Here is a 26,481-nt window from a genome sequence, read left to right as displayed (position 1 = left end):
GTAACCCGGGGTTGGCCCGGCTAATGAAGGGTCCCCGGGCCATTTTGGAAGGTCCCGGAGCCAATTTTTCGAGGATCCGCCTGAGCCGATGAGCACCGAAGCGTCCGAAACGCCAGCGCCCGAGAGCGCCGCAAAGAGCGGAAATCCGCTCGTCGTCTTCATCATTTCGCTCTGTGCCGCCATCGTCATGGCCGGCGGCTTCGCCATTGTGGTGCAGGCCTTCATTATTGCCGCCGCCAACCTGTTCGAGCTCGGTGTCACATTTCTCTGGATCGCCAGTGCCGCCAACGCCTTGGCCGCCATCTGGTTTGCCATCTGGACCTTCGTCCGCTCCTGGCATGTGGAGCGCCGCTTGCGGTCCGGTTTGGAGGTCGATGAGCCGAAAATGTCGATCCTCGCCACTCTGCGGGGATAGGGATCAAGGATTTACGCGCGTGCGGCTCTGGACAAGGGCCCGTATGCTTGGACCAACGCATCAAAGCTTAGGGGACGACGGTCATGTCAGTTTGGGGAAAGCTCGCAGGCGCTGCCGCAGGCCTAGCGGTTGGAGGGCCCATCGGCGCGCTCCTTGGCGGCGTGGCCGGACATTATGTGATCGACCGCGATCAGGTGAAAGACGGCGAAGAAGGCGGCGACCAGGTTGCCTTTACCGTTGGCGTGATCGCACTTGGCGCCAAGATGGCCAAGGCGGACGGCGTCGTCACCATGGACGAGGTCAACGCCTTCAAGGAAGTCTTCAAAGTGCCCGAAGGCGAGATGAAGAACGTGGCCCGCGTGTTCAACCTGGCCAAGCAAGACGTGTCTGGATACGAGGCATATGCCGAACAGCTGGCGACCATGTTCAAGGGCAACAGGAAGCTGCTCGAGGACGTGATCGACGGCTTGTTCCATATCGCCAAGGCCGACGACCAGCTTCATCCCGGGGAGGAAGAGTTCCTCGCTCAAGTCGCCAACCGCTTTGGGTTCACCGAGACGGAGTTCAGCTACATCAAGGCGCGCCACGTGGTCGCTGCCAAGCGCAATCCTTATGACGTGCTCGGGGTTGAGCCCGCGATTGGTAATGACGAGCTGAAAGCCCACTACCGCAGTCTCATCGCGGAGAGCCACCCTGACAAGCTGATCGCCCGCGGTGTTCCGGAGGAGTTCGTCTCCATCGCCACGGAGAAGGTCGCGACCATCAACGAGGCCTACGAGGCGATCGCCAAGGAGCGTGGTCTCTAAAGCGCTGCCGGTATGTGGGCCGACTGAATGAGTGCCCCGGATAGCAAACACGCAACCGAGTGGTGTCCATCGCCGAACTGCGAAGCGCGGGTCGCAGCGCGCACACCCGACATGCTGATCCTCCACTACACCGGTATGGAGACGGCGGCCGGCGCGCTCGACTGGTTGACCCGCGAGGAGTCCGGGGTCTCCGCCCATTACCTCATCGATGAGTCCGGGCGTATCGTGCAGATAGTCGCCGAGAGTGCGCGAGCGTGGCACGCAGGCCAAAGCTATTGGGCCGGCGAGACCGACCTCAATTCCTGCTCCATCGGCATCGAGATCCACAACCCGGGTCACGACTTCGACTATCCGGCGTTTCCGGATGTGCAGATGCGCAGCGTCGAGGCGCTCTGCCTCGATATTCTCGGCCGCCATCCGATCCCGGCGTCACGCGTGCTGGCGCATTCCGATATCGCACCGGGGCGTAAACGCGATCCCGGCGAGAAGTTCGACTGGGCGAGGCTCGCGCGCGCCGGCATCGGACTTATGGTCGCGCCGGCGCCTGTGATGGGCGATGAAGGGTTTGGCGTGGGCGATGAATCCGACGACATCGCCGCCTTCCAGCGCGCACTGCAAGAGTATGGGTATGGCGTTGAGGTGACCTCGACCTTCGGCAAAGGCTTGGAGAAGGTGGTGGAGGCCTTTCAGATGCACTTTCGGCCCGAACGGGTCGACGGCCGGGCCGACCGATCGACCCGTGACACGCTGGCGAAGCTTTTGGCTGCGCGGCGGCAGGTAGTGAGCTGAAAGAAAGAGCCCGCTCCGGCGAGAAGCGGGCTCTTCAATAGCTTGGCCGATCTTGACGGCTACTCGGCCCCGAAGGCCTCTTCCGCTTTCGCGATGTTGCCTTCCGGGTCCTTCATGAAGGCTACCTTGGCGGATTGCTTGCTGAAGCAATAGCGCTTTTCGCCGACCATCTCCTGGATCGAGCAGTCGGTGAACTTCTTCTTGCCTTGGGTCAGACCATAGGCGCAGTTGTTGCCGAATTCGCCCAAATCCCCGGCGGCGAGTGCAGCCGAACCGGAAGCAATCATCATGGCGCCAGCAAGCGTGGTGGCAAGAACAACCTTCTTCATAGACATCTCCTCATAGACCTTTGTTTTGAGCCGTGTCGGCCGGGAATGCATACCTGAATCGTCAGAAAAAACGTCTGAGGTCAATGGGCAATTGTGCTGCCAAGTCATGGCAGGGCGCGGCCTCAAACGAAAAGAGGCCCGCCGGGAATCCGGGCGGGCCTCTTTAACCGCACCGCGAGCGCGGTGAGGGCGCTTCTTATTGGTTGTCGTTGTAGAAGCTCCGGGCTTTGGCGAGGTTGCCTTCCGGATCCTTCATGAACATGGTCTTGGCATCCTGATTGCCGAAGCAATATGTCTTGCCGCCAATCATGCCGCTGATCGAACAGTCCGTGTCGACCTTCTTGCCGAGCGCAAGGCCCATGGTGCACATGTTGTCGTACTCACCGGTCGCAGCGATGGCGGCGGTGGAAAACAGAAGCGCGCCAGCAAAAGCCGGAACCAGATAGATCGTCTTCATCGCTATTTCCTCCGAGTTTAATCAAATGGGGGACACAACCCACGCGAGAGCGAAAGCCGTTCGCGTATGATTCACCCTACAGAGGAGCAACGTCCGAACTGTGTGACTGGGGTCACGAAGAGCCGTTCACAATTTCGCGAGCACGGACGGGAAAGTCGGAAAGAAAAAGCCCGCTCTCTGCATAGAGAGCGGGCCAATTTCGCAACCCGGCGCGTTGGGGGGCGGGCCGGGCGCGGGCTACAGCGTTTCTTCGAAGTCCATGCCTTCGAAAGTATAGCGGTCAACTTGCGTCCAGATGCCATCTTCCTGTATCGGGACCTTGTGCACCTTCACCTCTTTGACCTTGAGATCACCGCTGTCCTCGTCGACCCAGAAGTCGAGGTCGTAGTACTCGTCCTTGCTGCCCGGCTTGCGGAAGTCGCTGCAGGCGAAGTACTTGCCGTCGCCCTTCAAGTGGCGAACTGGACGATGCATCTCAACGAACTGCAGCTTGAGATCCTCGCCCGTCTTCTCGTCCTTCACGGTGATGTTCCCATCCTCATCTTTGTTCTCAAGGATGTAGTTATGGATGGCCGCTAGCACGTGCCACGCCCGTGCGCCTTCGATGCTGCCAGGGTGCTCCTGCACCGGCAGCCACCACCAGGCGACAGGCAGCCGCGTAATCATAAAGTAGCCGTCACCGTCGCGCTTCGGACCCTTCTGAACACGGATATCCATGAGGGTGAGCTGCTCGCCATCCGGCTTGAACCAGAAGTCGATGGCGTATTGCTTCTTCGGCTCGTCCTTGTCGTGGAAGATCGCATTGGCGAACCAGCCATAACCTTCCATGCCGCGAACGACTTTGATTTTTTCGAAGTTGAGGTTGAGGTCGGCGCCGAGCTTGGGGTCGTGGAACACGAAGGCCCCACCCTTGGAGCGCTCGTCGATGACCTCTTTAACGCGTGCGTTCACTTCGTCTTCGGTAAAGATCTTGGCGCCCAAGGCAGCCTTGGCCTTCTGTTGCTCAAGAAACTGCTTCGCTTTGGCGATGTTGCCTTTCGGGTCCTTGAGGAAGGCAGCTTTCGAATTCTCGCTGGAGAAGCAGTAGACCTTGCCGCCATCGGGATCGATCCAGTGGACCGTGCAATCCGTCTTGACCCTCTGTCCGTCGGCGAGGCCCATGGCACAGCTTTCGCCGAACTCGCTTTTAGATCCAGTCATCGACATGTCGTCGGCGAGGGTGGCTGTTGCGGTGCTCAGGCACAGGGTCGCTGCGAGCGCTGCGGGGCCGGCCAGCGAGACAAAGAGCCGATGGAAGAGTGTGTCAGTCATTGGTCTGGTTTCCTTGGGGGCGTTCTTGTTGGAATTTGAGTTATGTTGCTTCTAATTCGAACTTGGGCAAGCGGTATGTGACTTAGGTCACGTTGTGAAAAGGTGTCAGTGTCTAGCGCCGGCGCGCAAGGGTTCCTCTTCCTCGCCGGCGCCGTAACGCGCGAGCGCCGGCTTGTCGAGAACCACGATCGAGCCGCGAGCCGAGCGGACCCATCCCATGCGTTCCCACTCGGACAGATAGCGGCTGATCACTTCCCGCACACTGCCAAGATCGAGCGCGAGCTGCTGATGTGTTTTTGACACCACGCCATCCGAACCGGCCTCGGCTAAGAGCCGCCGCGCTAGCCTGAGATCGAGACTCGCGAACGCGACTTCATCGACCAGCATGATCAGGCTCGAGAGAAGGTCGCCGTAATTGCCGAGCACATAGTGACGGAACTTCGGCGATGTGACCATCAGACGGTGGAACACGGTCGATGGCAGCGCCGCCAGGAGCACATCGGCCTGCGCTGTGCTCTCGGCCGGGAAAGGGTTGCCCGCGATCAGGCAGGAGGTTGTGAGCACGCAGGTCTCACCCGGACCGACTTGATAGAGCATGATCTCCCGGCCGGATTCCGACGTCTTGAAGATGCGGGTCTGGCCCTCGATGCACATCACGTAGTTGTGGCAGACCTGGCCCTGCCGGTAGGCGATGTCCCCCTGGCGCAAGCGGTTGAACTGCGTGGCGCCGAGCAACTCGCCCTGGGCCTCGGGCTCCAGTTCGGCAAGCTCGGGGAAGGTATTGAGCCAGCGGGTGATCAGGATTTCATTCGACATTGCTCACACATGATGTTTTGCGCGGGGAGAGCCCGCCGGACCTTGCCGAAGGGGCCTGGCCGAAGGGCCTGGAGACCCGCGCCAGACGTGGCAGATCGTCGCGAGCATATGGGAACAATGGCAATTGGGGGGATCAAAAAGCCGTTACGAGGACGGGGCCTTTAGTGCTAGGCGTTAAGCATATGCCCCGCCCGGCACCTTGACGAAGCGCCTCCAAACCCCCTTATTTCAAGGGTCAGCAGGCCGGATGGCCGCTCCGCCCAGAGTTTTGCGTATCAGGCGGGGAGGAAAGTCCGGGCTCCTTGGAAGCACGGTGCCGGATAACCTCCGGCGGGGGCGACCCCAGGGAAAGTGCCACAGAAAGCAAACCGCCCTCATACGAGGGTAAGGGTGAAAGGGTGCGGTAAGAGCGCACCGCGTCTTTGGCAACAAAGGCGGCAAGGCAAACCCCACCGGGAGCAAGACCGAATAGGGGCGGCGCGGCGAGTAATCGCCCAAGTCTGTTTCCAGACTGACCGCCCGGGTTGGTTGCAGGAGGCGCATCGCAAGATGCGTCCCAGATGAATGGCCATCCCCTCGCTCGCGAGGGACAGAACCCGGCTTACAGGCTTGGTGACATGTTAGGGCCGGTGCGAGGAAAAACCTCGCGCCGGCCTCCAACTTATATAGCAGCGCAAATAGAAAACGGCCGGCGTGAAAATCACACCGGCCGTTTTGCATCGAAGCGCCGGGGAAGGTGGCACTTCGCACTACTCGCTGCCGCGACTAGGCAATGTCGAAGCGGTCGGCGTTCATCACCTTTGTCCAAGCCGCCACGAAGTCGTGCACGAAAGCGTCTTTCGAATCGTCAGTTGCGTAGACTTCCGCCAGCGCTCGGAGTTGGGAGTTCGATCCGAAGACGAGATCGGCGCGCGTGCCGGTCCATTTCAACTCGTCCGTGTTGCGGTCGCGTCCCTCGAACTCTTCTTCCTCATCCGAAACGGCCTTCCACGCCGTGCCCATGTCGAGCAGGTTGACGAAGAAGTCGTTGGTGAGTTGTCCGGGCCGGTCGGTGAAGACGCCATGCTTGGAGCCGCCGTGGTTCGCGCCAAGGACACGCAAGCCGCCGACAAGCACGGTCATCTCGGGCGCCGTGAGTGTCAGCAATTGTGCCCGGTCGACCAACAGTGTTTCCGGCGAAACCGTGTAGTGCGTCTTGAGGTAATTGCGGAACCCGTCCGCAACGGGCTCAAGGAAGTTCACGGACTCGATGTCCGTCTGCTCCTGCGTGGCGTCGCCGCGGCCGGGCGAGAAGGGCACGCTAACATCGTGTCCTGCGTCCTTGGCAGCCTTCTCGACCGCCGCACAGCCGCCCAGGACGATGAGATCGGCGAGCGACACCTGCTTGCCGCCGCTTGCCGCGTCGTTGAACGAGGACTGTATGTCTTCCAGCTTGGCGAGCACGCGTGCGAGTTGCTCCGGCTGATTGACCTCCCAATCCTTCATCGGCGCAAGACGAATGCGTGCGCCGTTCGCGCCGCCGCGCATGTCCGAGCCGCGGAACGTGGCGGCCGACGCCCAAGCCGTCGAGACCAGCTCGGATGTCGTCAAACCGGACGCCAGAATCTTGGCCTTGAGATCGGCGATGTCCTTGTCGTCGATCGGCTTGTGCGTAACGGCGGGGATCGGGTCCTGCCAGATGAGATCCTCGTCCGGTACCTCGTTGCCGAGATAGCGGGACTTGGGGCCCATGTCGCGATGGGTCAGCTTGAACCAGGCGCGGGCGAACGCGTCGGCGAATTCTTCCGGGTTAGCGTGAAAGCGCCGCGCGATTTTCTCGTATGCCGGGTCCATGCGCATGGCCATGTCGGCCGTGGTCATCATGGTCGGCACTTTCTTCGACGGATCGTCGGCGCGCGGTGCGAGGTCTTTCTCGGCCGCATTCTTCGGCGCCCATTGATGTCCGCCGCCGGGGCCTTTCACCAGTTCCCACTCGTGACCGAACAGCATGTCGAAATAGCTCATGTCCCACTGCGTTGGCGTCGGGGTCCAGGCGCCTTCGAGGCCGCTGGTGATGGCGTCGACACCTTTGCCGCTCTTGTAGGTGCTGTGCCAGCCGAGGCCTTGCATCTCGATGCCGGCCGCTTCCGGTTCGCGCTCCACATAAGAGTCGGGCGCGGCGCCATGGCACTTCCCAAATGTGTGCCCGCCAGCGGTGAGCGCGACAGTTTCCTCGTCGTTCATCGCCATGCGGGCGAAGGTCTCGCGGATGTCGCGGCCCGAGGCGATCGGGTCGGGATTGCCGTCCGGCCCTTCCGGGTTCACATAGATGAGACCCATTTGCACGGCGGCGAGCGGCCGTTCGAGCTCGCGGTCGCCCGAATAGCGCCGGTCGCCGAGCCACTCGGCCTCCGAGCCCCAGTAGATGTCTTCTTCCGGCTCCCAGATATCCGCGCGGCCACCCGCAAAGCCGAACGTCTTGAGACCCATCGACTCCAGCGCGCAGTTGCCGGCCAGGATTAGCAGATCGGCCCAGGAGAGCTTCTTGCCGTATTTCTGTTTGATCGGCCAAAGCAGGCGGCGCGCCTTGTCCAGGCTTGCATTGTCCGGCCAGCTGTTTACCGGCGAGAAGCGTTGGTTGCCGGTGCCGCCGCCGCCGCGTCCGTCAGCGGTGCGGTAGGTGCCCGCGCTGTGCCAGGCCATGCGGATGAACAGCGGTCCGTAGTGACCGTAATCGGCCGGCCACCAGTCTTGGCTATCCGTCATTAGCGCGACAAGGTCTGCTTTCACTGCATCGAGGTCGAGCGTCTTGAACGCTTCGGCATAGTCGAAGGCCTCGCCCATGGGATCGACCTTGGACGAGTGCTGGCTCAGAATCTTGAGGTTCAGTTGGTTGGGCCACCAGTCCCGGTTGGTGGTGGCTCGGTTGTGGCTAACGGGGCAGCCGCCCTCGACTTTCGCATCCATGTCTCATCTCCGATCATTGGCCTTGATTTGGCTCTTGGTACTCAGAGCGGAGATTGCGCGCGGTTCACCATAAGGGCAAATCGTATTTCCCTATTGGTGCGATAAGCAAAACTTATCTCAGATGTCGGAGAGAGTGGTGCCGGGCGTCAGCCGTCGAGAAAGTCTTCGATCAGCTCAAGCGTCGCTTCGGGCTGCTCTTCGTGGGGCATGTGCCCGCAGCTGTCGATGATCTCGAGCGTCGCGTTCGGCAGTGTCCGTCGCAGCTTCAGCCCCACGTCCAACGGGACGACGCGGTCGTAGTCGCACCAGGCGATGAGGGTCGGCAGTTCGATCGACGCGTAGCGCTTCGATATCTCTTCCAGGTCTTCCGGCATGATCTGCCGTGCGCTGTGAATGATCGCGTGCTTGCCGGCGGCGGTCCTGAGCGGCGCGGCGTACATCTCGACCTCGTCGTCGTCGATCTTGCTGTTGTCCAGATAGGCGATGCGCAGCGCCAGGCGCGCCTGAACGGCTGGGGGCAGCATGCGCACCCCGACATGGGAGACGACCGGCATGTCGAGCATTTTGAAGGCCACCGGAATGTCCTGGGGATAGGCAATTGTGTCGAGCAGCACGAGCTTCTTGATGCGGCCCTTGAGCTGCGGGTCCTCGTCGAGAGCGAGCACGAGCGCCACGCCTCCACCGAAAGAGTGACCGATCAGCGTGAGGTCGCGCAGATCCTTGTCGATGATGAGTTGCTTGAGCAGCTCGGCCTGGTCGAAGACGGAATAGCGCTCGTCGAAGGGCTTGTCGGACTGGCCGAAGCCCTTGAGGTCGACGGCGATCACCCGGTGCTGGCGTGCGAGCGCGGGCGCGATCTCCCGCCAGGTGAACGTGCTTGCGCCGAAGCCGTGGATCAGGAGCAGGGGCGAGCCTTCGCCCTTTTCCTCAACGAACAGCTTCACCGGTGCGTCGGGCGGTCCGAGCCGCGCGAACCCGGGCGTTTCTTCCGTGCCGTGGGCCGTGGGGCAAACGACGAGGACAGCGAGCAGCATGGCGACTGGGCCAAATGCGCGTCTTAAACTTCTGTTTGCCATATTTCGCCAGTCCCGCCGCAAAAGGCCCTTGGCCACCTGTCCCAGGCACAGCAGACGCCTCGAATGCGCAAATCCTAAGGCCGTCTCTAGCGTTCCGGATCACGAGGTCCGACGCATTAACGTTCCGCGCCTTTCTACGTGCTTCGCGCTCAAGCGGCAATTGAGCCTTGCGGACATTGGGTCGTCGAGCGAGACGCGCTTTCCCACAGAATTGAGGGTGCAACCCGGTCGATTCCATTGACGCCCATGTTATCCCATGCTATCCCATTAATGCCCGTTCGGTGAATAGGGGTGGGGGAAGCTGGCAGCGCTTCCCATGAGGCCACGGGGGGATTTCGCGCCGTTTCCTCCACCCCATTTTTCTCAAAGTCCGGGTGCCAAGCGCCGAAGTGCCGTTTGTCCTTGTTCAGTTCCGTCGACTTCGAAGCGCAAGAGGGGGGAGATGGACCAGTTTGTCTCGACATTCACAAATAGGATCGACACCAAGGGCCGCGTTTCGGTCCCTGCGTCCTTCCGAAACGTCCTCGCCAAGGACGGGCTCGACGGCATCTATTGCTATCCGTCTCTTGACGCCCCCGCGCTCGACGCCGGCGGGCAGCGCCTCGTCGATAAAATCAATCATCTGGTCGAAGATCTCGCGCCTTACTCCGATGAGCGCGATCAGCTCGCGACTGCGCTCTTCGGCACCAGCGAAGTGCTCTCCATCGATCAAGACGGCCGTACGATTCTCCCGGAACGCTTGCGCGAACACGCGGGGATTACGAGCCACGTCACTTTTGTCGGGCTGGGAGAAAAGTTTCAGCTCTGGGAGCCCAAGAGCTTCGAAAATCATCTCGCGGAGGCGCGCAACAAGGTACGCGACCTTCGCAGGTTACTCGGCGCGGGGCGCCGCGGAAGCGGCGAGCCAGAGGGAGAACGGGAATGATGGCGGGTCGCGGCAGCAATATGGCTGCCGTTGGCGGACCGGCCCGCCACATTCCCGTGATGCTCGAAGAGGTTCTGGCCGCGCTTCAGCCTAAGGACGGCGATATCGTCGTCGACGGCACCTTCGGCGCCGGAGGCTATACAAAAGCCATTCTCGACGCCGCCGACTGCAAGGTCATCGCCATAGATCGCGATGCGGAGGCCTTCCGCCTTGGCGGCCAGCTTGCCGAGGCCTATCCCGGCCGGCTCATCGCCATGCTGGGCCGCTACGCTGAGATGGAAGCGCTTGCCGCCAGCGAGGGGTTCGAGAGCGTCGACGGGGTGGCCCTCGATCTCGGCGTGTCCTCGATGCAGCTCGATCAGGCCGAGCGCGGCTTTTCCTTTGCCAAGGACGGCCCCCTCGACATGCGCATGGGACCCGACGGCCCCACGGCGGCGGATCTCGTGAATAGCCTGTCTGAACGAGAACTCTCTGATATCATTTACATTTATGGCGAGGAGCGGCGCTCGCGCGCCATCGCCAAGGCCATCGTCGCGGCCCGCACGGAGGCCCCGATCACGCGTACAGGCGAGCTTGCGGACCTCGTCGTGGGCGTTCTGGGCCGTAAGGGGGACGAGCCCAAGCATCCCGCCACGCGCACGTTTCAGGCTTTGCGGCTCTATCTCAACGCCGAGCTGGATGAGCTGGCCAAGGGCCTGTCCGCCGCCGAAAACCTGCTGAAAACAGGTGGCCGGCTGGTCGTGGTGACCTTTCATTCGCTGGAAGACCGCATCGCCAAGCGGTTCTTCGCCAGCCGCAGCGTCGCAGGCCCCAAGGGCTCCCGGCACCTGCCCGAGGCCGAAACGCAAGAATTTGCGCCAAGCTTCCAGCTTCTTAACCGTCGTCCTTTAGAACCCGGTAACGATGAGATTCAGGGGAATCCGCGGGCCCGTTCGGCCCGGCTGAGAGCCGGGGAGCGTACGGCGGCGCCAGCCCACCCGTTGGATCTGGCGAAAATTGGGGTGCCGCAAGTGCCGAGTTAGGGGGAGCGCGTGAGCCTCACGCGTTTTGAGTACCATGTTGCGTTTAGTGAATGTCTGCCTCGTCCTCGGCCTCGCCGCGCTGGCCTATGGAATCTATCAGGTGAAGTACGAGGCCCGCGCGCTCGATGAGCGCATTGCCGCCCTGCACACGGAAATCGAGGACGAGAGGGACGCGCTCGCGGTGGCACGCGCCGAATGGAGCCTGCTCAACAGGCCCGAGCGCATCGAACGGCTCGCCAAGAAATATCTCGAGCTTGCACCCACCCAGCCGCGGCAACTCGTGGTTATGGACGAAGTCACCGAGCGCGATCTTCAGAGCATCGGTACGCCGGCGGAACCCACCAAGGCCGCCGCGCTCAAGGCCCAACCCGTCAACTAACTTTACGGACCAGCAGAACTTTGCGCGAGACCGACAAATCCGATCCCGCCGAAGCGCGCTCCGCGCGCGCCTACCACACACGCTGCCGGTATCGTTTCCGGCTGGCGTGCCTTGGCTTCGCGGTCGCTTTCGTGCTGATCGGCGGACGGCTGGTCTCGCTCGGCTTTGCCGGAACGGAGAAAGGCCGCGGCGGGGCGCTCGACATCTCGACCACCGTACACCGTCCCGACATTCTGGACCGCAACGGGCAATTGCTCGCGACCGACATTCGTGGCGCGACTCTTTATGCCGATCCGAGACGCGTTATCGATCGCGACGAACTCGTCGAGAAGATTTCAAGCGTCTTTCCGGACGTCAACAAGCCGAAGCTGCGCAAGCGCCTAGCGGGCCGTAGTCGCTTCGTTCGCATCAAGCGCGAGCTGACCCCAAGGCAACAGTCCGACGTTCACGAGCTTGGCCTGCCGGGTCTCGGTTTCATTGAGGAGTACCGGCGCGTCTATCCCGTCGGCGCCACGGCCAATCACGTTGTGGGACTGGTCGACGTCGACAATCGCGGCCTGGCCGGCATCGAGAAGTTCGTCGACAACAATCCGCAGCTCACCATGATGAGCCCCCGCACAGAGTCGGGCGATGAGACCGTCACGACGTCGCTGGATGTCGGTGTGCAGCACGTGCTGCGCGAGGAACTGAAGAACGCCATGGCCACCTACGAGGCCAAGGCGGCCTCCGGCATCGTCATGGACGTGCACACCGGAGAGGTGGTGGGGCTGGCTTCACTTCCCGATTTCGATCCCAATCACCGCGAGCAGGCGCTCGACAAGGACAGGATCAATCGCATCGGCTTTGGCGTCTACGAGATGGGCTCCGTGTTCAAGGTGTTCACCGTGGCGGGCGTGCTCGATCTGGGGCTCGCCAATCTGAACACGACATATGATGCCACCAGTCCCATCAAGTTCGGCCGCTTCTCGATCAGCGACTTTCACGGCAAGAAGCGCCCGCTCAGCGTCACGGAATCGTTTATCTACTCGTCCAACATCGCCACGGCGAAGATGGCGCTGCATATGGGCGTGAACCGTCACAAGGCGTTTCTGAAGAAGCTCGGTCTCCTGAACTCCGTGACCACGGAACTTGGGCCGAGCGCGGCGCCGATTGTTCCGAAGCATTGGAAGAAGCTGAACACGATGACCATCGCGTTCGGTCATGGGCTGTCGGTGACGCCGCTTCAACTGGCCACGGCAACAGTGCCGCTCGTCAACGGCGGTCTTTCCGTACCGCCGACATTTCTGCCGCGCACGCGCGAGGAGGCGATGCAGGTCGCAACGCGCGTGCTGAAGCCCGGCACCAGTGAAGCAATCAACAAGCTGATGCGCATGAACGTGGTCAAGGGCACAGGCAAGCGCGCCGACGCGGAAGGCTATCGTGTCGGCGGCAAGACGGGTACGGCGGAAAAAGTCGTCAATGGCCGCTATGCACGGTCGGCGTTGCTCAACAGTTTCCTGGCGACCTTTCCGACCGACGATCCGCAATATGTTGTCCTCGTCACGCTGGACGAACCGCAGCGCGTCGCCGCGACGAACAATGCCTATACGGCCGGCGTGAATGCCGCTCCGACCGTCGGTAAGGTCGTGGCCCGCATCGCGCCCATCCTCGGGGTGCCGCCTAAGCTCGAAGCCGGTCAAGACCGGTTTGACGCCAAGGTTTCCGCCACCTATTAGAAGACTCCCCCTTGTCCTGAGGCGTGCGCGCCTTTGGAATTATTCTTAGATAACAGCCGGTTGCCGGCAATCGAACCATGACCTTGGGTGAGTTGATCGGACCGGAGGCGAAGCTGCCGGCATCGCTGGCTGCAACGCCGATCAAGGGGCTTGCCGCGGACAGCCGGCAGGTCGCGCCCGGCTATCTCTTCGCGGCGCTTCCCGGTGTGAATGCGGATGGGACACGGTTTGTCGCCGACGCCGTGTCGCGCGGCGCGGCCGCTATTCTCGTGCCCGAAGGTGTGCATCCGGAAACGAGCGCGCCGGTGATTGCGGACGCCGATCCGCGCCGGCGGCTCGCGCTGATCGCCGCGCGTTTTTTCGGAGCGCAGCCCGAGACCGTCGTGGCGGTCACTGGCACCAACGGCAAGACATCCGTTGCGTCGTTCGTGCGTCAGCTCTGGGCGGCGCGCGGTTTCGAAGCGGCAAGCCTTGGCACGATCGGTGTCGTCACACCGCGCGGCACGAAAGTGTTGCGCCACACGACGCCCGAACCCATCGAGCTTCAGGGGCTTCTTGCGGAGCTCGCTAAAGGCGGGGTCACACATCTCGCTCTCGAAGCGTCAAGCCATGGTCTGCAGCAACGGCGCATCGATGGCGTGACGTTAGCGGCGGGCGCCTTCACCAACATTTCGCGCGACCATCTAGATTATCACGCGACGTTCGAAGACTACTTCACGCAGAAGCTCCGCCTGTTCACGACGCTGCTCGCGCCGGGCGCCGCCGCTGTCATCGACATGGATGGCGATGGAAGTGTGCGTGTGGCCGATGTCGCGAACGCGCACGGGCTCGATGTCATGACTGTCGGGCGTGCCGGGGAGACCTTGCGTCTCGTCTCCGACGACATTGACGGCTTCGCTCAAGTGCTCGGCATCGAACACGGCGGCAAGCGTCATGACGTGCGTCTGCCATTGGTGGGTGGCTTCCAAGCGGCCAACGCGCTTGTCGCGGCGGGTCTCGTCATGGCCACGGGCGCGAACGCCGCCGACGTGCTGCCGCATCTTGAGAACCTACAAGGCGCGCGCGGCCGGCTCGATCTGGCCGGCACCGCGCCGGCCGGTGCGCCCATTTTCGTAGATTACGCTCACACGCCCGATGCACTGGCCAAGGCGCTCGATGCGTTGCGGCCCTATGTCAGGAACAGGCTCCTTGTTGTGTTCGGTTGCGGCGGCGACCGCGACAAAGGCAAGCGTCCCGAGATGGGTGCCGCCTCAGTCGCCAAGGCCAACATTGCCATCGTCACCGACGACAATCCGCGCAACGAGGACCCAGGCGATATCCGCCGCGAGATTCTTGCCGCGGCCCCCGGGGCCATCGAGATCGGCGACCGCGCTGAGGCCATTGTTGAAGCCGTTGCCATGCTAGAGAAGGGCGACGTGCTGCTCGTGGCCGGCAAGGGACATGAGACCGGTCAAACTGTCGGCACGACGGTCATTCCGTTCTCCGACCACGAGGCGGTGTCCGCCGCGCTAAACGATGAGGCGAAACTTGGCTGATCCGCTCTGGACCTTAGGAGAGATCTTGGTTGCCACCGGCGGTCGCAGCGAAGGCAATCCCGCCAGCAGGGTTTCCGGTTTCTCCATCGACAGCCGCAGCCTGAAGTCGGGTGAGGGGTTCATCGCCATTCGCGGTCTCAATCGGGATGGTCATGAGTTCATACCGGCCGCGCTCGATGCAGGCGCTGCCTGCGCCGTGGTGGAAGAGACCTATCACCCGAGCGATGAACAACGCCTGGTGCGGGTGACTGACACGTTCGACGCGCTCAACGATCTCGGCCGCGCGGGCCGAGATCGGGCAGAAGCCGCCGTCGTGATTGCCGTGACCGGCAGTGTCGGCAAGACGGGCACCAAGGAGGCTTTGCGGCGCGCGCTTGAGCCCAGCGGCACGGTGCATGCCTCCTCCAAGTCCTACAACAATCACTGGGGCGTGCCGCTCACGCTCGCCAACATGCGAAGAGACATTGCTTATGGCGTGTTCGAGGTCGGTATGAACCACGCCGGCGAGATTGACGCGCTGACGAAGCTGGTCCGGCCGCACATCGCCATCGTCACCACCGTGGCGCCGGTGCATTTGGGCTTCTTCGACTCCGTGGAAGAGATTGCCGATGCCAAGGCCGAGATCTTTCACGGGCTCGAGCCGGGCGGCGCGGCGATCATCAATCGTGACAATTCGCATTATGAGCGGCTGGCGGCCCGTGCGCGCAAGAACGGGGCTGAGATTGTTTCGTTCGGCGAGGACGAAGGCGCAAACGCAAGGTTGATCTCGGCGGATCTCACCCCCGAAAGCTCGCAAGTGCGCGCCGATATCATGGGCGAGACGGTGGACTACCGTCTCGGTGCGCCAGGACGCCATCTCGTCCAGAACTCGCTTGCCGTGCTCGCGGCGGTAAAGCTGGCGGGTGCCGACCTTGCAAAGGCGGCCGAGGCGTTTGGCGTCATGCAGCCCCAAGCCGGCCGGGGGGAGCGCCGCGTCATCCAGACGAAATCGGGGCCGGTGGCCATCGTCGATGAGTCCTATAATGCCAACCCGGCCTCCATGCGGGCGGCCCTGGCGACGCTCGGACTTGCGCCGCGCGATGCCTATAAGAGGCGGGTCGCGGTTCTGGGGGATATGCTGGAGCTGGGCGCGGAGGGACCAAAGCTGCATGCCGGGCTCGCGGAAGCCGTTGACGAGGCGGGGGTAGATGTTGTCTTTGCCTGCGGCGAGCTTATGGATTCACTGTTCCAGGCGCTCCCCGCGGGGCGCCAGGGCGGCTATGCTAAGTCCTCGGAGGAGCTTTCTCCGAAATTGCTCGAAGCGGTGGGGCCAGGGGACGTCATCATGGTCAAGGGGTCTTTAGGCAGCCGCATGGCCCCGCTCGTCGAGGCGTTGACGCGCCATTTCGAGGCGGAAAGCGTTTCGGCGTAAGGCGCCGAAGAAGGGGGAAAGGCGATGCTCTATTGGTTGGCCGAGCTGGCGCCGGACTCCTCTGTCTTTAATGTCTTCCGCTACATAACCTTCCGGACGGGAGGCGCGGTCCTCACCGCGCTTCTGTTCGTCTTCTTGTTTGGGCCGCGGGTAATCCGGTCCTTGCGTGTCCGTCAGGGCAAAGGCCAGCCGATCCGCAAAGAAGGACCCGAGCGGCACATCCTGCAGAAGCAGGGAACGCCAACCATGGGCGGGTTGATGATCTTGTCCGGCGTCGCGGCCTCGGTGCTGCTATGGGGCAATCTGGGCAACCCTTATGTGTGGGTCGTGCTGCTGCTAACGCTTGTCTACGGCGCCGTCGGCCTCTTCGATGATTTCCTGAAAGTCACCAGGCAGTCGGCGGACGGCTTCCGCGGACGGATCAAGATCGTCGTCGAAACCGCCGCCGCGCTCGTCGCCACCTATGTCATTGCGTCTTTTGGCGAGGAACCGTTTTCCACTTCGATCGCCATTCCGTTCTTCAAGGACTTCATGATCCCGCTGGGCAAATGGCTGTTCATTATCTTCGGGACGTTCATCATCGTCGGCGCGGGCAACGCAGTGAACCTGACCGATGGTCTCGACGGGCTCGCGATCGTGCCGGTGATGATCGCCGCAGCGACGTTCGGCTTCATTGCCTATGTAGTCGGCAACGCGCTCTTCGCCGACTACCTTCAGATCCACTTCGTGGCCGGGACGGGTGAGCTTGCCATTGTCTGCGGGGCGCTCGTCGGCGCAGGACTCGGATTCTTATGGTTCAACGCGCCACCTGCGCTGATCTTCATGGGCGATACCGGCTCGCTGGCGCTCGGCGGGGCGCTCGGCACCATCGCCGTCGCCACCAAGCATGAGCTGGTGCTGGCCATTGTCGGCGGTCTGTTCGTTCTAGAGGCCGCCTCGGTGATCGTGCAGGTCTTCTCCTTCAAGATGTTCGGCAAACGCGTGTTCCGCATGGCGCCGCTGCACCACCATTTCGAACAGAAGGGATGGCCCGAATCCACGGTCGTTATCCGCTTCTGGATTATCTCTGTGGTGCTGGCTCTGGCCGGTCTCGCGACGCTGAAATTGCGCTAAGTTCAGGCCATCATGATTCCCGTAACGATCTTCGCCGGCAGCGAGGTTGCGGTCGTTGGAGCAGGGCTAAGCGGCCTTGCGACCGCCCGCGCGCTGGACGTCGGCGGCGCCAACGTCGTGGTCTGGGACGACAAGCTGAAGGCGCGCGATGAGGCGGAAGCCGCAGGTTTCGCCGTGCGCGACCTGCCGGCCGCCGACTTTTCGAAGTTCGACGCCCTCGTCCTTGCGCCGGGCATCCCTCTGACCCATCCCGAGCCGCATTGGAGCGTGAGGAAGGCAAAGGGCGCCGGGATCGAAGTCATCGGCGATGTGGAGCTGTTCCTCCGCGAGCGCGCCAAATCCGGCGCCGGCAGCAAAGTCATCGCCATCACCGGCACCAACGGCAAATCCACCACCACGGCGCTTGCCGCGCATCTGTTGGATACCGCCGGCAAGCAGGTGGCCCTTGGCGGTAATATCGGCAAGGCGGTGCTGGACCTTCAGTCCTTCACCCCCGACATGACCTATGTCTTGGAGCTGTCCTCGTACCAGATCGACCTGACGCCCTCGCTTGCGCCCGACGCCGCGGCGCTTCTCAACGTCACACCGGATCATCTCGACCGGCATGGCACGCTTCAGAACTACGCCGCCGTCAAGGCGCGCATCTTTGCGCAGGTTCCGCCGGACGGAACCGCCGTTATCGGCGTCGACGACGAGTCCTGCCGGGCTATCGCGGACGACTTGCGCGGGTCCTTTGCCGTGAAGCGCATTGCCGTTGGACACGCCGTCGAAGATGGCGTTTGGGCGAAGGACGGCGTGTTGCTCGAAATGGAAGGCGGGCAAGAGGTCGGCCGCGCCGATCTCGCCGGCATCGGGTCTTTGCGCGGCGCGCATAATTGGCAGAACGCCGCCGCCGCCTACGCGCTCGCTCGCGCCATGGGACTGGACGGCGCTGCCATTCAGCAAGGCTTGAAGAGTTTCGTCGGCCTTGCCCATCGCATGGAACAGGTGGCGCGCGTGGGCAATGTGCTGTTCGTCAATGACTCAAAGGCAACGAACGCGGATGCCGCCGGCAAGGCGCTGGGCAGCTTCGACGACATCTATTGGATTGTCGGTGGCCGCGCCAAGGATGGCGGGCTTGCCGGGCTTGAAGCGTTCTATCCCAAAATTACGCGCGCCTATTTGATCGGCGAGGCGGCGGAGGACTTCGCGCATCAGCTGGGCGATGCCGTACCTCATGTCGTCTGCGGTACCCTCGACCGCGCCGTGACGGACGCCGCGCGCGATGCGGGCGGCTCGGACGCGTCCGAGCCCGTCGTGCTGCTGTCGCCCGCGTCTGCCTCTTTCGATCAGTTCGATAACTTCGCCAAGCGGGGCGATGCATTCCGTGAGCTTGTCTTAGGACTCGACGGCGCGACGAGCGTGACGCAGCGAGGGAAGGCGGCATGAGGATCACGCGCGCCGATAAGAGCATCCTCTCCGACTGGTGGTTCACCGTCGACCGCCTGATGTTCTTTGGCCTTCTCTTGCTCATGGGCGCCGGGCTTGTCTTGTCCTTGGCTGCCAGCCCGCCGATTGCCGAGAAGCTCGACCTGGAGTCGTTCTACTTCGTGCGGCGTCACGCCATGATGCTCCTGCCCGCGGTCGCCGTCATGTTTGCCGCCTCAACGCTGACGCCGAAGCAGATCAGGCGCACCAGTCTCGTGATCTTCTTTATCGGCATCGCTCTGATGATCGGCATTCTCTTCTTCGGGCCCGAGGTGAAGGGCGCCAAGCGCTGGCTCCAGGTCGGCGCGTTTTCGCTGCAGCCGTCGGAGTTCGTGAAGCCGGCCTTCATCGTGCTCACCGCGTGGCTCTTCAACGAAAGCCAGAAGCGCAAGGACGTGCCCAGTCTCGAGTTTGCAATCGCGCTTTACGCCGTCTTCGCTGTGCTCTTGATGCTCCAGCCGGACTTTGGCCAGACGCTCCTCGTCAGTCTGGTGTGGGGCGCGCTTCTCTATATGGCGGGCATCAATATGCTCTGGATTGCCGCCCTGATCGCGCTCGGCGCCGCGGGCGTCGTGGCGGCATATCTCCTCCTGCCGCATGTGGCCTCGCGCATCGACCGCCATATCGATCCGGCCTCCGGCGACACCTACCAATCGGACCGATCGCTGGATTCCTTCCTCCACGGGGGCTGGCTGGGGCGGGGACCCGGCGAGGGGACCGTAAAAGACGTCCTGCCGGACTCCCATACGGACTTCATCTTTGCCGTCGCCGCCGAAGAGTATGGCTTGATTGCTTGCCTGATTTTGCTGACTCTATTCGCCTTCATTGTGCTGCGTGGTCTGTCCAAGGCATCTCAAGAGCCTGACGGGTTCATCCGGCACGCCGTGGCGGGACTCGTGATGTTGTTTGGCTTGCAGACCTTGATCAATATGGCCGTGAATGTCGGCCTTCTCCCGGCCAAGGGCATGACCTTGCCGTTCATCTCTTATGGCGGTACGTCGCTCCTCGCCATGGCGTTGACCATGGGGTTCGCGCTGGGGCTCACCCGGAAACGGCCCATGGCCGGACGGCTGAAGCATTCGGCACGCGAACGGCACGGGGCGCAGACCGCAGGGGCGAGGGGGCAGACGGCTTGACTCAGACCATTCTTCTTGCCGCTGGCGGCACGGGAGGACATCTCTTTCCCGCCACGGCCTTGGCCCAGGAGCTGACGCGCCGCGGTTTCGCCGTGGAGCTCGCGACCGATGAGCGCGCCGAGCAGTACGGCACGGATTTTCCAGCTCGCGCCATCTACCGGGTCCCATCGGCGACCTTCACGAGCCGCGCACCGCTTGCCGTCGCGAAGACGCTCGGCCGTTTGGGCAAAGGCTTCCTACGCGCCCGGCGGCTCCTGGAAATGGTGCAGCCGCACGTGGTCGTGGGCTTCGGTGGCTATCCCACGGTCCCGCCCATCATGGCGGCGCGGTCGCTGGCCATTCCCACCGTCATCCACGAGCAGAACGCCGTCATGGGGCGCGCCAACCGCATGTTGTCCCGCTTCGCCGACGCCATCGCGCTGTCGTTCCCGTCGACAAAATATTTGCGCCGCAGCGCGCAGAAGCGCTCGATCGTCTCAGGCAATCCGGTGCGCGATGAGGTGATCTCATATCGCGACGTTCCCTACGCGCCGCCCGAACCGGCAGGGCGGCTTCTGGTCCTGGTGTTCGGCGGCAGCCAAGGCGCGCGCTTCTTTTCCGAGGTCTTGCCGCCGGCGATGGAGATGATGCCCTCAGCAGCGCGCTGGCGTCTGACGGTCGTGCAGCAGGCCCGGCCGGAGGACCTCAACGAACTCCGCGCCGCCTACAAGGAAGCCAATATTGCCGCGCACGTGGCGCCGTTCTTCCGCGATCTGCCCGAGCGCATCGCCAACGCCCATCTGGTGATCTCCCGTGCCGGGGCCTCGACCGTGGCCGAGCTGATGGCCATTGGCCGTCCGGCCCTGCTGGTGCCGCTGCCCCACGCCCTCGACAACGATCAGTTGGAGAACGCAACGCGTCTTGAGGAAAGCGGCGGCGGGTGGTGCATGCCCCAATCGGGCATCACGCCGGAGAATCTGTCGGAGGAACTCGCCCGGCTTCTTGGCGCGCCGGACATGTTGGCCAAGACGGCAGCGAGGTCCAAGGCCATGGCCAATGTCGATGCAGTCAAGAAACTCGCCAACCTCGTCGAGGAGCTGGCGGGGCCCGAAGAATAGACGCATCGATGCATCTGCCCCCGCCACAAACGACAGGCCTGTTCCACATCGTGGGCATTGGCGGTATCGGCATGAGCGCCATCGCCGAGGTGATGCATACGCGCGGCTACCGCGTACAAGGCAGCGACCTGAAAGAGGGCGCCAACCTTCAGCGCTTGCGCGATCACGGCATCGCCTGCCTCATCGGTCATGATCCGGGCAATATTGAAGGCGCCTCGTATCTGGTGATCTCCAGTGCCGTGAAGTCGGGGAACCCGGAATTCGAAGCGGCCAAGGAGCGCGGTATTCCGATCATTCGCCGTGCGGAGATGCTCGCTGAGCTCATGCGCCCATGCACGACGGTGGCGGTGACGGGCACGCACGGCAAGACCACGACGACATCCATCATCGCGGACCTATTGCAGGGCGGCGGCTGCGATCCAACCGTCATCACGGGCGGCATTATCAATGCCTGGGGCACCAACGCGCGCATCGGACAAGGCGAATGGATGGTGGTCGAGGCCGACGAGTCCGACGGCACGTTTCTAAAACTCCCGACAGAGATCGGCGTCATTACCAACATCGATCCCGAGCACATGGACTTTTGGGAGTCCGAAGAGGTGCTCTATGAGGCCTTCGAGCAGTTCATCGAGGCGATCCCCTTTTACGGTGTCGTTGTCGCATGCATCGACCATCCCGTCGTACGCGGTCTTATGGCTACTCTGGGCGGCGCAGAAAATGGGCGGCGCACATTGACCTATGGCGTGTCGCGCTCGGCCGACATTCGGCTGTTCAATGTGCGCCCCGACCACGCCACCATGACATTCGATGTTCGCCTGGGCTCAGGTGTTGCAGGCGGTGCCCGCGAACTCAGCGATCTGACGCTGCCGACTCTGGGCCACTACAACGCGCTCAATGCGATTGCCGCGTTGGCGGTGGCCACGGAAGCGGGCGTGAGCGACGAGGTGATCCGCACGACGCTTGCTGGCTTCTCCGGGGTGAAGCGGCGCTTTACCCGCGTCGGCGCGTGGCAAGGCATCGCCATCTATGACGACTACGCCCATCACCCGGTGGAGATCGCCGCTGTCCTGCGCGGGGCGAGTGCGGCAGGCAATGGCCGCATCATCGCGGTCATGCAGCCGCATCGCTATACGCGGCTCCAGTCGTTGTTCAACGAGTTCTCCGCCTGCCTCGACGACGCCGACATCGTGATCCTGACGCCGGTCTACTCCGCGGGCGAGCCGCCGATCCCCGGTATCGACCGCGACGAACTGGCGGCGGGGCTCCGCCGTCACGGCCACCCCAATGTGTTCATGGTCGACGACGAAGAGTCGCTGACGGCCGCCGTCGCCTCGGTCGCTAAGGACGGCGACCTCGTCGTGGGGCTCGGCGCCGGCACTATCACCGATTGGATCAACGCACTTCCCGCCCAGCTGAAGCAGCACGGGGGTAAGGCGTGAGCTTGGTCGAGACGCTGACGGCGTCCATGCCGGACCTGCGTGGACGGCTCAGAGGCGATGCGCCGCTGAAGGACTACACTTGGTTCCGCGTGGGCGGCCCGGCCGAAGTGCTTTATTCGCCCGCCGACGAAGCGGACCTTGCCTATTTCTTGAAGACACTCCCTGCGGACACACCCATCACCATGATTGGGCTGGGCTCGAACCTGCTGGTACGCGACGGCGGGATCGAGGGCGTGGTCATGCGCCTTGGCCGCGGCTTCGGCGAGATCAAGGTCGAGGATGGCCATCGCTTGCGCGTCGGCACGGCGGTGCCCGACGTCAGGGTGGCGCGCGCGGCCGCCGAAGGGGGCATTGCCGGGCTGTCGTTCTATCGCGGCATTCCGGGCGGCGTTGGTGGCGCCTTGCGCATGAATGGCGGGGCGCATGGGAGCGAGACCTGCGAGGTGCTCATCGAGGCACGCGCCGTGGACCGCGATGGCAACATCCATGTGCTGCCGGTCGAGGACTTCCACTACAGCTACCGCCATTGCGGTGTGCCCGACGACTACATCTTCACCGAGGCGCTGTTCCAAGGTGAGCCCGGCGACCCTGAGAAGATTCTTGCGGAGATGGACGACATCGCCGCCTACCGCGAAGAGGTGCAGCCCATTAAGAGCCGCACGGGCGGATCCACCTTCAAGAACCCGCCTGGCAACAAGTCGTGGCAGCTCATCGATGCCGCCGGCTGCCGGGGGCTGACAATAGGGGACGCGAAGGTCTCCGAGATGCACTGCAACTTCCTCATCAACGAGGGAGAGGCCACGGCCGCCGACATCGAAATGCTCGGCGAGACGGTGCGCGCGCGCGTCAAGGAGACGAGCGGCGTCGAGCTTGAGTGGGAAATCAAGCGCCTCGGCAAGCCCGCCTGAAGCCGCAGTTTTTCTGCCGCCTCCCTCGTGCCATTCGGCGCGAATACAGGTAACCAGGGTCTCAAGTGATTTGGTCCCAAGTGATTTGCGCGTCCGGCGCGGGGTCGGGCGCGTTTGTGCACGCCAACTAAGCAATTGGGGGCTTTGGCATGACGAAGAGGCAAACCCACGTCGCCGTGCTCATGGGCGGGCTGTCGTCGGAACGGGAGATCTCCTTACGCTCTGGCGAAGCGTGCGCCGAGGCCCTGGAGGGCGAGGGCTACAAGGTCACCAAAGTCGATGTCGGCCAAGACGTGGCCGCGCGGCTTGCCGAGATCGCGCCTGACGTCTGCTTCAACGCGCTCCATGGCCGTTATGGCGAGGATGGCTGCATCCAGGGCGTCCTGGAGTATTTGGGGCTGCCCTACACGCATTCCGGCGTGCTGGCCTCAGCACTTGCCATGCACAAGGAACGCGCCAAGGCGGCCTTGCGCGAGGCCGGCGTGCCGGTGGCCGAAAGCCGCGTGGTTGCCCGTGCCGAAGCCGCCAAAGGGCACGTCATTGCGCCGCCCTACGTGATCAAGCCCCCGGCCGAAGGCTCGTCCGTGGGCGTCTACATCGTCCGCGAGGACCAGGAGCACCCCCCGCAAGAGCTCAATTCCGCCGATTGGGCCCTCGGCGAGGAACTCATGGTCGAGCGGTTCATCCCCGGCCGCGAGCTCACCTGTGCCGTGATGGGCGAGGAGGCCTTGGGCGTCATCGAAATCCGCCCTGCGGACGGGCTCGCCTTCTACGACTATGAGTCGAAATACGCCCCAGGAGGCTCAATTCATGTGCTCCCGGCCCCGCTTAAACCAAATGTTTACCAATTGGTACAGAAGCTGTCGGTAGCGGCTCATAGGGCACTGGGCTGTCGTGGGGTTAGCCGGTCCGACTTTCGATTCGACGACCGGCCGGCCGGCACGGGGGAGCTGATCTGCCTAGAGATCAACACCCAACCTGGCATGACTTCCACGTCTCTGGTGCCCGAGCTCGCGGCCTATGGCGGCCGCTCTTTTGGAGAGTTGGTGCGCTGGATCGTGGAGGACGCGTCGTGCAATCGTTAGGCCCGGTTAGGGGTCACGCCAGAGGAAGACGGTCGCAAGAGGCCCTGCTCGCGCGCGGTATCGCCGCGCCGCGGGACGCTTCACGCCGCCTTCCGGCTCTGAGCGGTACGAGAGCCCTGATCGGTCTGAAGCCCAGGAGCCTGCGCCTCGGCCGCACCGGCCGCGACCCCGTCCGCGGGAAGTGGCTGCTTCTGAGTGCCCTATTTCTTGCCAGTGCGGTCGTCTATGGCGCCATTATCGGCGGCCAGACGGGCGTGCTGTTCAACTATGCGGTGGCCGGCGTCGAACACGTTGCGGTGGCCGTGGGCTTCGGCGTCAAGCGCGTCAGCGTCGAAGGTCAGCAAAACGCCACGGACTCGGCCATTACCGCCGCACTTGGCGCCGGTCCGCAGACCCTAATGCTCGCCTTCGACACCGACGCCGCCAAGGCGCGTTTGGAGGCCGTACCGTGGATCCGGCATGCGCGGGTCATGCGCCTTCTGCCCTCCACGCTGCAAGTGATGATCGAGGAGCGCGAGCCCTACGCGGTCTGGCAGAACAAGGGGAAGACCTTTGTGGTCGACGATCAGGGCGTCGTGCTCGCGCCCGCTTTGCCGCAGGCCTATCCGGACTTACCCCTCGTCGTGGGCGAAGGCGCCAGCGAACATGCCGCCGCGCTCTACGCCACGCTCCAGTCTTATGACCAGCTGAAGCAGAAAATGCTCGCGGCCCTCCGGGTCGGCGATCGCCGTTGGACGCTGAAATTGCGCACGGGCACGGAGATCATGCTGCCCGACGACAATATCGAGGTCGCGCTTCAGTCCCTCACGGAACTTCAGCAAGAGCACGGTGTTCTCGAAAGAGATTGGTCGGTCATCGATTTGCGGCTGCTCGACCGGATTACCGTGCGCACGCGCGAAGCGGCCATCGTGCCTCCCGACGACATTGCGCCGAGTGATGTGCCCACCGTGGCAACCGGCACCACGCCTAAAGGCAAAACATAAGAGGCTTGAGGGCAGGGGGATGACATACAGCTCGACGATCAGAAGCAAGCGACAGCGCATCGTGACCGTACTCGACATCGGCACGAGCAAAGTCTGCTGCCTGATCGGCAAGACCTCGGCCGCGCCCGACTGGTTCGAAGGCGACGGTGACGCCGTGCATTTCGAGGTTCTCGGTTTCGATCATACGCGCGCCGAAGGCCTGAAGTCCGGCATGGTGACGCATCTCGATAGCGCGGAGCAGTGCATCCGCGCCGCGGTCGATGCCGCCGAGCGCATGGCCGGTGTGGTTGTCGAGGACGTCCACGTCTCTGTGACGGCCGGCCGTCTGAAGAGCGAAAGTTTCTCGGCCAGCGTGGCCTTGCAGTCCGGCGCCGTGCGCGAGGACGACGTGCATCGGCTTCTGGCCGGCGGCCGGCAATATGCCGCCCGCGACAAGCGCACCGTCCTGCATGCCTTGCCGACCGGCTATCGTCTCGATGAGAACGGTGGCATCAGCGAGCCCCACGGCATGTGCGGCGAGCGCTTATCCGTCGACCTGCATACCGTGACCGCAGACGACGTGGCCATGCGTAACCTGATCCTCTGCGTCGAGCGGTGTCATCTGGGCGTCGCCGGTCTCGTCGCAGCGCCTTACTCCAGTGCGCTGTCCGTCGTTACCCCGGACGAAGCCAAGCTTGGTGTGGCCTGCATCGACTTCGGCGCGGGCACGACGACGTTGTCGGTCATCGCCGACGGACATTTCATTCACGCCGACGCCATCGCGCTTGGCGGCAACGGCATCACCACGGATATCGCCCGCACGCTGGGCGCGCCGATGGAGCATGCCGAACGGCTGAAGACGCTGCATGGTAGCGCTTTCGCCACGCTCTCCGACGAGCGCGAGATAATCACCTATCCTTGCGTCACCGGCACGGCGCAAGGAAACCTCAACCAGATCACCAAGGCACAGCTCGCCTGCATCATCCGGCCGCGCGTCGAGGAGACCCTCGACATGATGCGCCGCCGGCTCGCCGAGAGCGGACTTGCCGCCGACGTCGCCCAGCACCTGGTGCTGACCGGCGGTGGCAGCCAGCTCACCGGCCTACCGGAGCTTGCCTCGAACATGTTTGGACGCCCCGCGCGGCTTGGCCACCCGAGGGCGATGACAGGTTTGCCGCCAGCAGCCGCTGCGCCGAATTTCTCCGCCGCGATCGGTCTGTTCCTTCATTGGTCGCGCGGCGATGAAAGACTCGGTGTCCGCACCGAGCAACGGTTCTTGCGTACGGGGACAGGCTACTTCGCCAAAGTTGGCGAGTGGATCATGGAGAACTTTTAAAGGACA

The 26,481-nt window shown here is 63.2% G+C and carries 24 protein-coding genes and 1 other RNA gene; 19 read left to right on the top strand and 6 right to left on the bottom strand.

Features of this window, described 5'->3' with window-relative positions; all coding sequences use genetic code 11:
* The first annotated feature begins 88 nt into the window (after positions 1-88).
* From ABY454_RS04200 to ABY454_RS04190, 3 genes are all read left to right on the top strand, one after another.
* On the top strand, positions 89-415 hold the full coding sequence (locus ABY454_RS04200) for a hypothetical protein (protein ID WP_372928923.1): 327 nt from the start codon (positions 89-91) through the stop codon (positions 413-415).
* Between the two features lie 83 nt (positions 416-498).
* A complete protein-coding gene (locus ABY454_RS04195; RefSeq protein ID WP_372928922.1) occupies positions 499-1,221 on the top strand; it encodes a TerB family tellurite resistance protein in 723 nt (240 codons plus the stop codon).
* Positions 1,222-1,248: 27 nt separating this feature from the next.
* Positions 1,249-2,010, top strand: a complete 762-nt coding sequence (locus ABY454_RS04190) for an N-acetylmuramoyl-L-alanine amidase (RefSeq protein ID WP_372928921.1) — start codon at positions 1,249-1,251, stop codon at positions 2,008-2,010.
* Between the two features lie 59 nt (positions 2,011-2,069).
* On the opposite strand, the gene ABY454_RS04185 is transcribed toward ABY454_RS04190, so the two are convergent.
* The 4 genes from ABY454_RS04185 to ABY454_RS04170 form a co-directional block, all read right to left on the bottom strand.
* Positions 2,070-2,339 (bottom strand): hypothetical protein, encoded by a 270-nt coding sequence (locus tag ABY454_RS04185; RefSeq protein ID WP_372928920.1) that lies wholly within the window; start codon positions 2,337-2,339, stop codon positions 2,070-2,072.
* A gap of 196 nt (positions 2,340-2,535) precedes the next feature.
* On the bottom strand, positions 2,536-2,796 hold the full coding sequence (locus ABY454_RS04180; RefSeq protein WP_372928919.1) for a hypothetical protein: 261 nt from the start codon (positions 2,794-2,796) through the stop codon (positions 2,536-2,538).
* Positions 2,797-3,033: 237 nt separating this feature from the next.
* Complete coding sequence (locus ABY454_RS04175) at positions 3,034-4,107, bottom strand: hypothetical protein (protein ID WP_372928918.1); 1,074 nt, start codon at positions 4,105-4,107, stop codon at positions 3,034-3,036.
* A 105-nt stretch (positions 4,108-4,212) separates the two neighbouring features.
* On the bottom strand, positions 4,213-4,923 hold the full coding sequence (locus ABY454_RS04170) for a Crp/Fnr family transcriptional regulator (RefSeq protein ID WP_372928917.1): 711 nt from the start codon (positions 4,921-4,923) through the stop codon (positions 4,213-4,215).
* Between the two features lie 235 nt (positions 4,924-5,158).
* On the opposite strand from ABY454_RS04170, the gene rnpB reads away from it, so the two are divergent.
* Positions 5,159-5,543: RNase P RNA component class A (rnpB, locus tag ABY454_RS04165), an RNA gene on the top strand.
* A 145-nt stretch (positions 5,544-5,688) separates the two neighbouring features.
* Here the strand turns inward: rnpB and katG are convergent.
* Positions 5,689-7,869: a catalase/peroxidase HPI gene (katG, locus tag ABY454_RS04160; protein WP_372928916.1), complete on the bottom strand. Its 2,181-nt coding sequence runs from the start codon at positions 7,867-7,869 to the stop codon at positions 5,689-5,691.
* A 146-nt stretch (positions 7,870-8,015) separates the two neighbouring features.
* Positions 8,016-8,903: an alpha/beta fold hydrolase gene (locus ABY454_RS04155; protein WP_372928915.1), complete on the bottom strand. Its 888-nt coding sequence runs from the start codon at positions 8,901-8,903 to the stop codon at positions 8,016-8,018.
* 484 nt (positions 8,904-9,387) lie between these two features.
* Between ABY454_RS04155 and mraZ the strand changes: the two genes are divergently transcribed.
* The 15 genes from mraZ (at position 9,388) to ftsA (ending at position 26,475) form a co-directional block, all read left to right on the top strand.
* Positions 9,388-9,870 carry a division/cell wall cluster transcriptional repressor MraZ gene (gene mraZ, locus ABY454_RS04150; protein ID WP_372928914.1) on the top strand — a complete coding sequence of 161 codons (483 nt, stop codon included), beginning with the start codon at positions 9,388-9,390 and terminating at the stop codon, positions 9,868-9,870.
* Entirely contained in the window at positions 9,867-10,892 is a 1,026-nt protein-coding gene (rsmH, locus tag ABY454_RS04145) for a 16S rRNA (cytosine(1402)-N(4))-methyltransferase RsmH (RefSeq protein WP_372928913.1), read from the top strand. The genes mraZ and rsmH overlap by 4 nt, the downstream gene beginning before the upstream one ends.
* Before the next feature lie 34 nt (positions 10,893-10,926).
* The gene (ftsL, locus tag ABY454_RS04140) at positions 10,927-11,271 is read left to right on the top strand and encodes a cell division protein FtsL (RefSeq protein WP_372928912.1); all 345 of its coding nucleotides are present in this window, start codon (positions 10,927-10,929) and stop codon (positions 11,269-11,271) included.
* A gap of 20 nt (positions 11,272-11,291) precedes the next feature.
* Complete coding sequence (locus tag ABY454_RS04135; protein WP_372928911.1) at positions 11,292-12,986, top strand: peptidoglycan D,D-transpeptidase FtsI family protein; 1,695 nt, start codon at positions 11,292-11,294, stop codon at positions 12,984-12,986.
* 77 nt (positions 12,987-13,063) lie between these two features.
* Complete coding sequence (locus tag ABY454_RS04130; RefSeq protein ID WP_372928910.1) at positions 13,064-14,521, top strand: UDP-N-acetylmuramoyl-L-alanyl-D-glutamate--2,6-diaminopimelate ligase; 1,458 nt, start codon at positions 13,064-13,066, stop codon at positions 14,519-14,521.
* Positions 14,514-15,932: a UDP-N-acetylmuramoylalanyl-D-glutamyl-2,6-diaminopimelate--D-alanyl-D-alanine ligase gene (locus ABY454_RS04125; RefSeq protein WP_372928909.1), complete on the top strand. Its 1,419-nt coding sequence runs from the start codon at positions 14,514-14,516 to the stop codon at positions 15,930-15,932. The genes ABY454_RS04130 and ABY454_RS04125 overlap by 8 nt, the downstream gene beginning before the upstream one ends.
* Positions 15,933-15,956: 24 nt before the next feature.
* Positions 15,957-17,045: a phospho-N-acetylmuramoyl-pentapeptide-transferase gene (mraY, locus tag ABY454_RS04120; RefSeq protein WP_372928908.1), complete on the top strand. Its 1,089-nt coding sequence runs from the start codon at positions 15,957-15,959 to the stop codon at positions 17,043-17,045.
* 12 nt (positions 17,046-17,057) lie between these two features.
* Positions 17,058-18,473, top strand: coding sequence for a UDP-N-acetylmuramoyl-L-alanine--D-glutamate ligase (gene murD / locus ABY454_RS04115; RefSeq protein WP_372928907.1), 1,416 nt, complete (start codon positions 17,058-17,060; stop codon positions 18,471-18,473).
* Positions 18,470-19,648 carry a putative lipid II flippase FtsW gene (gene ftsW, locus ABY454_RS04110; RefSeq protein WP_372928906.1) on the top strand — a complete coding sequence of 393 codons (1,179 nt, stop codon included), beginning with the start codon at positions 18,470-18,472 and terminating at the stop codon, positions 19,646-19,648. The genes murD and ftsW overlap by 4 nt, the downstream gene beginning before the upstream one ends.
* Positions 19,645-20,745, top strand: coding sequence for an undecaprenyldiphospho-muramoylpentapeptide beta-N-acetylglucosaminyltransferase (gene murG, locus ABY454_RS04105; RefSeq protein ID WP_372928905.1), 1,101 nt, complete (start codon positions 19,645-19,647; stop codon positions 20,743-20,745). Before ftsW ends, murG begins: the two co-directional genes overlap by 4 nt.
* A gap of 8 nt (positions 20,746-20,753) precedes the next feature.
* Positions 20,754-22,184, top strand: coding sequence for a UDP-N-acetylmuramate--L-alanine ligase (gene murC / locus ABY454_RS04100; protein WP_372928904.1), 1,431 nt, complete (start codon positions 20,754-20,756; stop codon positions 22,182-22,184).
* Entirely contained in the window at positions 22,181-23,092 is a 912-nt protein-coding gene (gene murB, locus ABY454_RS04095; protein WP_372928903.1) for a UDP-N-acetylmuramate dehydrogenase, read from the top strand. Before murC ends, murB begins: the two co-directional genes overlap by 4 nt.
* A gap of 149 nt (positions 23,093-23,241) precedes the next feature.
* A complete protein-coding gene (locus ABY454_RS04090) occupies positions 23,242-24,177 on the top strand; it encodes a D-alanine--D-alanine ligase (protein ID WP_372928902.1) in 936 nt (311 codons plus the stop codon).
* On the top strand, positions 24,165-25,160 hold the full coding sequence (locus ABY454_RS04085; protein ID WP_372928901.1) for a cell division protein FtsQ/DivIB: 996 nt from the start codon (positions 24,165-24,167) through the stop codon (positions 25,158-25,160). The genes ABY454_RS04090 and ABY454_RS04085 overlap by 13 nt, the downstream gene beginning before the upstream one ends.
* A 61-nt stretch (positions 25,161-25,221) precedes the next feature.
* Positions 25,222-26,475, top strand: coding sequence for a cell division protein FtsA (gene ftsA, locus ABY454_RS04080; RefSeq protein WP_372928900.1), 1,254 nt, complete (start codon positions 25,222-25,224; stop codon positions 26,473-26,475).
* Positions 26,476-26,481 lie beyond the last annotated feature (6 nt).

This window comes from Methyloceanibacter sp. (assembly GCF_041573655.1).
GTDB lineage: Bacteria > Pseudomonadota > Alphaproteobacteria > Rhizobiales > Methyloligellaceae > Methyloceanibacter.
The sequence above is the reverse complement of the archived record's forward strand: the minus strand, read 5'-3'. Positions and strand labels throughout refer to the sequence as shown.

Coding starts and splice junctions, on each gene's coding strand:
- ABY454_RS04200 (WP_372928923.1), top strand. CDS start 89: ATGAGCACCGAAGCGTCCGAAACGCCAGCGCCCGAGAGCGCCGCAAAG.
- ABY454_RS04195 (WP_372928922.1), top strand. CDS start 499: ATGTCAGTTTGGGGAAAGCTCGCAGGCGCTGCCGCAGGCCTAGCGGTT.
- ABY454_RS04190 (WP_372928921.1), top strand. CDS start 1,249: ATGAGTGCCCCGGATAGCAAACACGCAACCGAGTGGTGTCCATCGCCG.
- ABY454_RS04185 (WP_372928920.1), bottom strand. CDS start 2,339: ATGAAGAAGGTTGTTCTTGCCACCACGCTTGCTGGCGCCATGATGATT.
- ABY454_RS04180 (WP_372928919.1), bottom strand. CDS start 2,796: ATGAAGACGATCTATCTGGTTCCGGCTTTTGCTGGCGCGCTTCTGTTT.
- ABY454_RS04175 (WP_372928918.1), bottom strand. CDS start 4,107: ATGACTGACACACTCTTCCATCGGCTCTTTGTCTCGCTGGCCGGCCCC.
- ABY454_RS04170 (WP_372928917.1), bottom strand. CDS start 4,923: ATGTCGAATGAAATCCTGATCACCCGCTGGCTCAATACCTTCCCCGAG.
- katG (WP_372928916.1), bottom strand. CDS start 7,869: ATGGATGCGAAAGTCGAGGGCGGCTGCCCCGTTAGCCACAACCGAGCC.
- ABY454_RS04155 (WP_372928915.1), bottom strand. CDS start 8,903: ATGCTGCTCGCTGTCCTCGTCGTTTGCCCCACGGCCCACGGCACGGAA.
- mraZ (WP_372928914.1), top strand. CDS start 9,388: ATGGACCAGTTTGTCTCGACATTCACAAATAGGATCGACACCAAGGGC.
- rsmH (WP_372928913.1), top strand. CDS start 9,867: ATGATGGCGGGTCGCGGCAGCAATATGGCTGCCGTTGGCGGACCGGCC.
- ftsL (WP_372928912.1), top strand. CDS start 10,927: ATGTTGCGTTTAGTGAATGTCTGCCTCGTCCTCGGCCTCGCCGCGCTG.
- ABY454_RS04130 (WP_372928910.1), top strand. CDS start 13,064: ATGACCTTGGGTGAGTTGATCGGACCGGAGGCGAAGCTGCCGGCATCG.
- mraY (WP_372928908.1), top strand. CDS start 15,957: ATGCTCTATTGGTTGGCCGAGCTGGCGCCGGACTCCTCTGTCTTTAAT.
- murD (WP_372928907.1), top strand. CDS start 17,058: ATGATTCCCGTAACGATCTTCGCCGGCAGCGAGGTTGCGGTCGTTGGA.
- ftsW (WP_372928906.1), top strand. CDS start 18,470: ATGAGGATCACGCGCGCCGATAAGAGCATCCTCTCCGACTGGTGGTTC.
- murC (WP_372928904.1), top strand. CDS start 20,754: ATGCATCTGCCCCCGCCACAAACGACAGGCCTGTTCCACATCGTGGGC.
- ABY454_RS04090 (WP_372928902.1), top strand. CDS start 23,242: ATGACGAAGAGGCAAACCCACGTCGCCGTGCTCATGGGCGGGCTGTCG.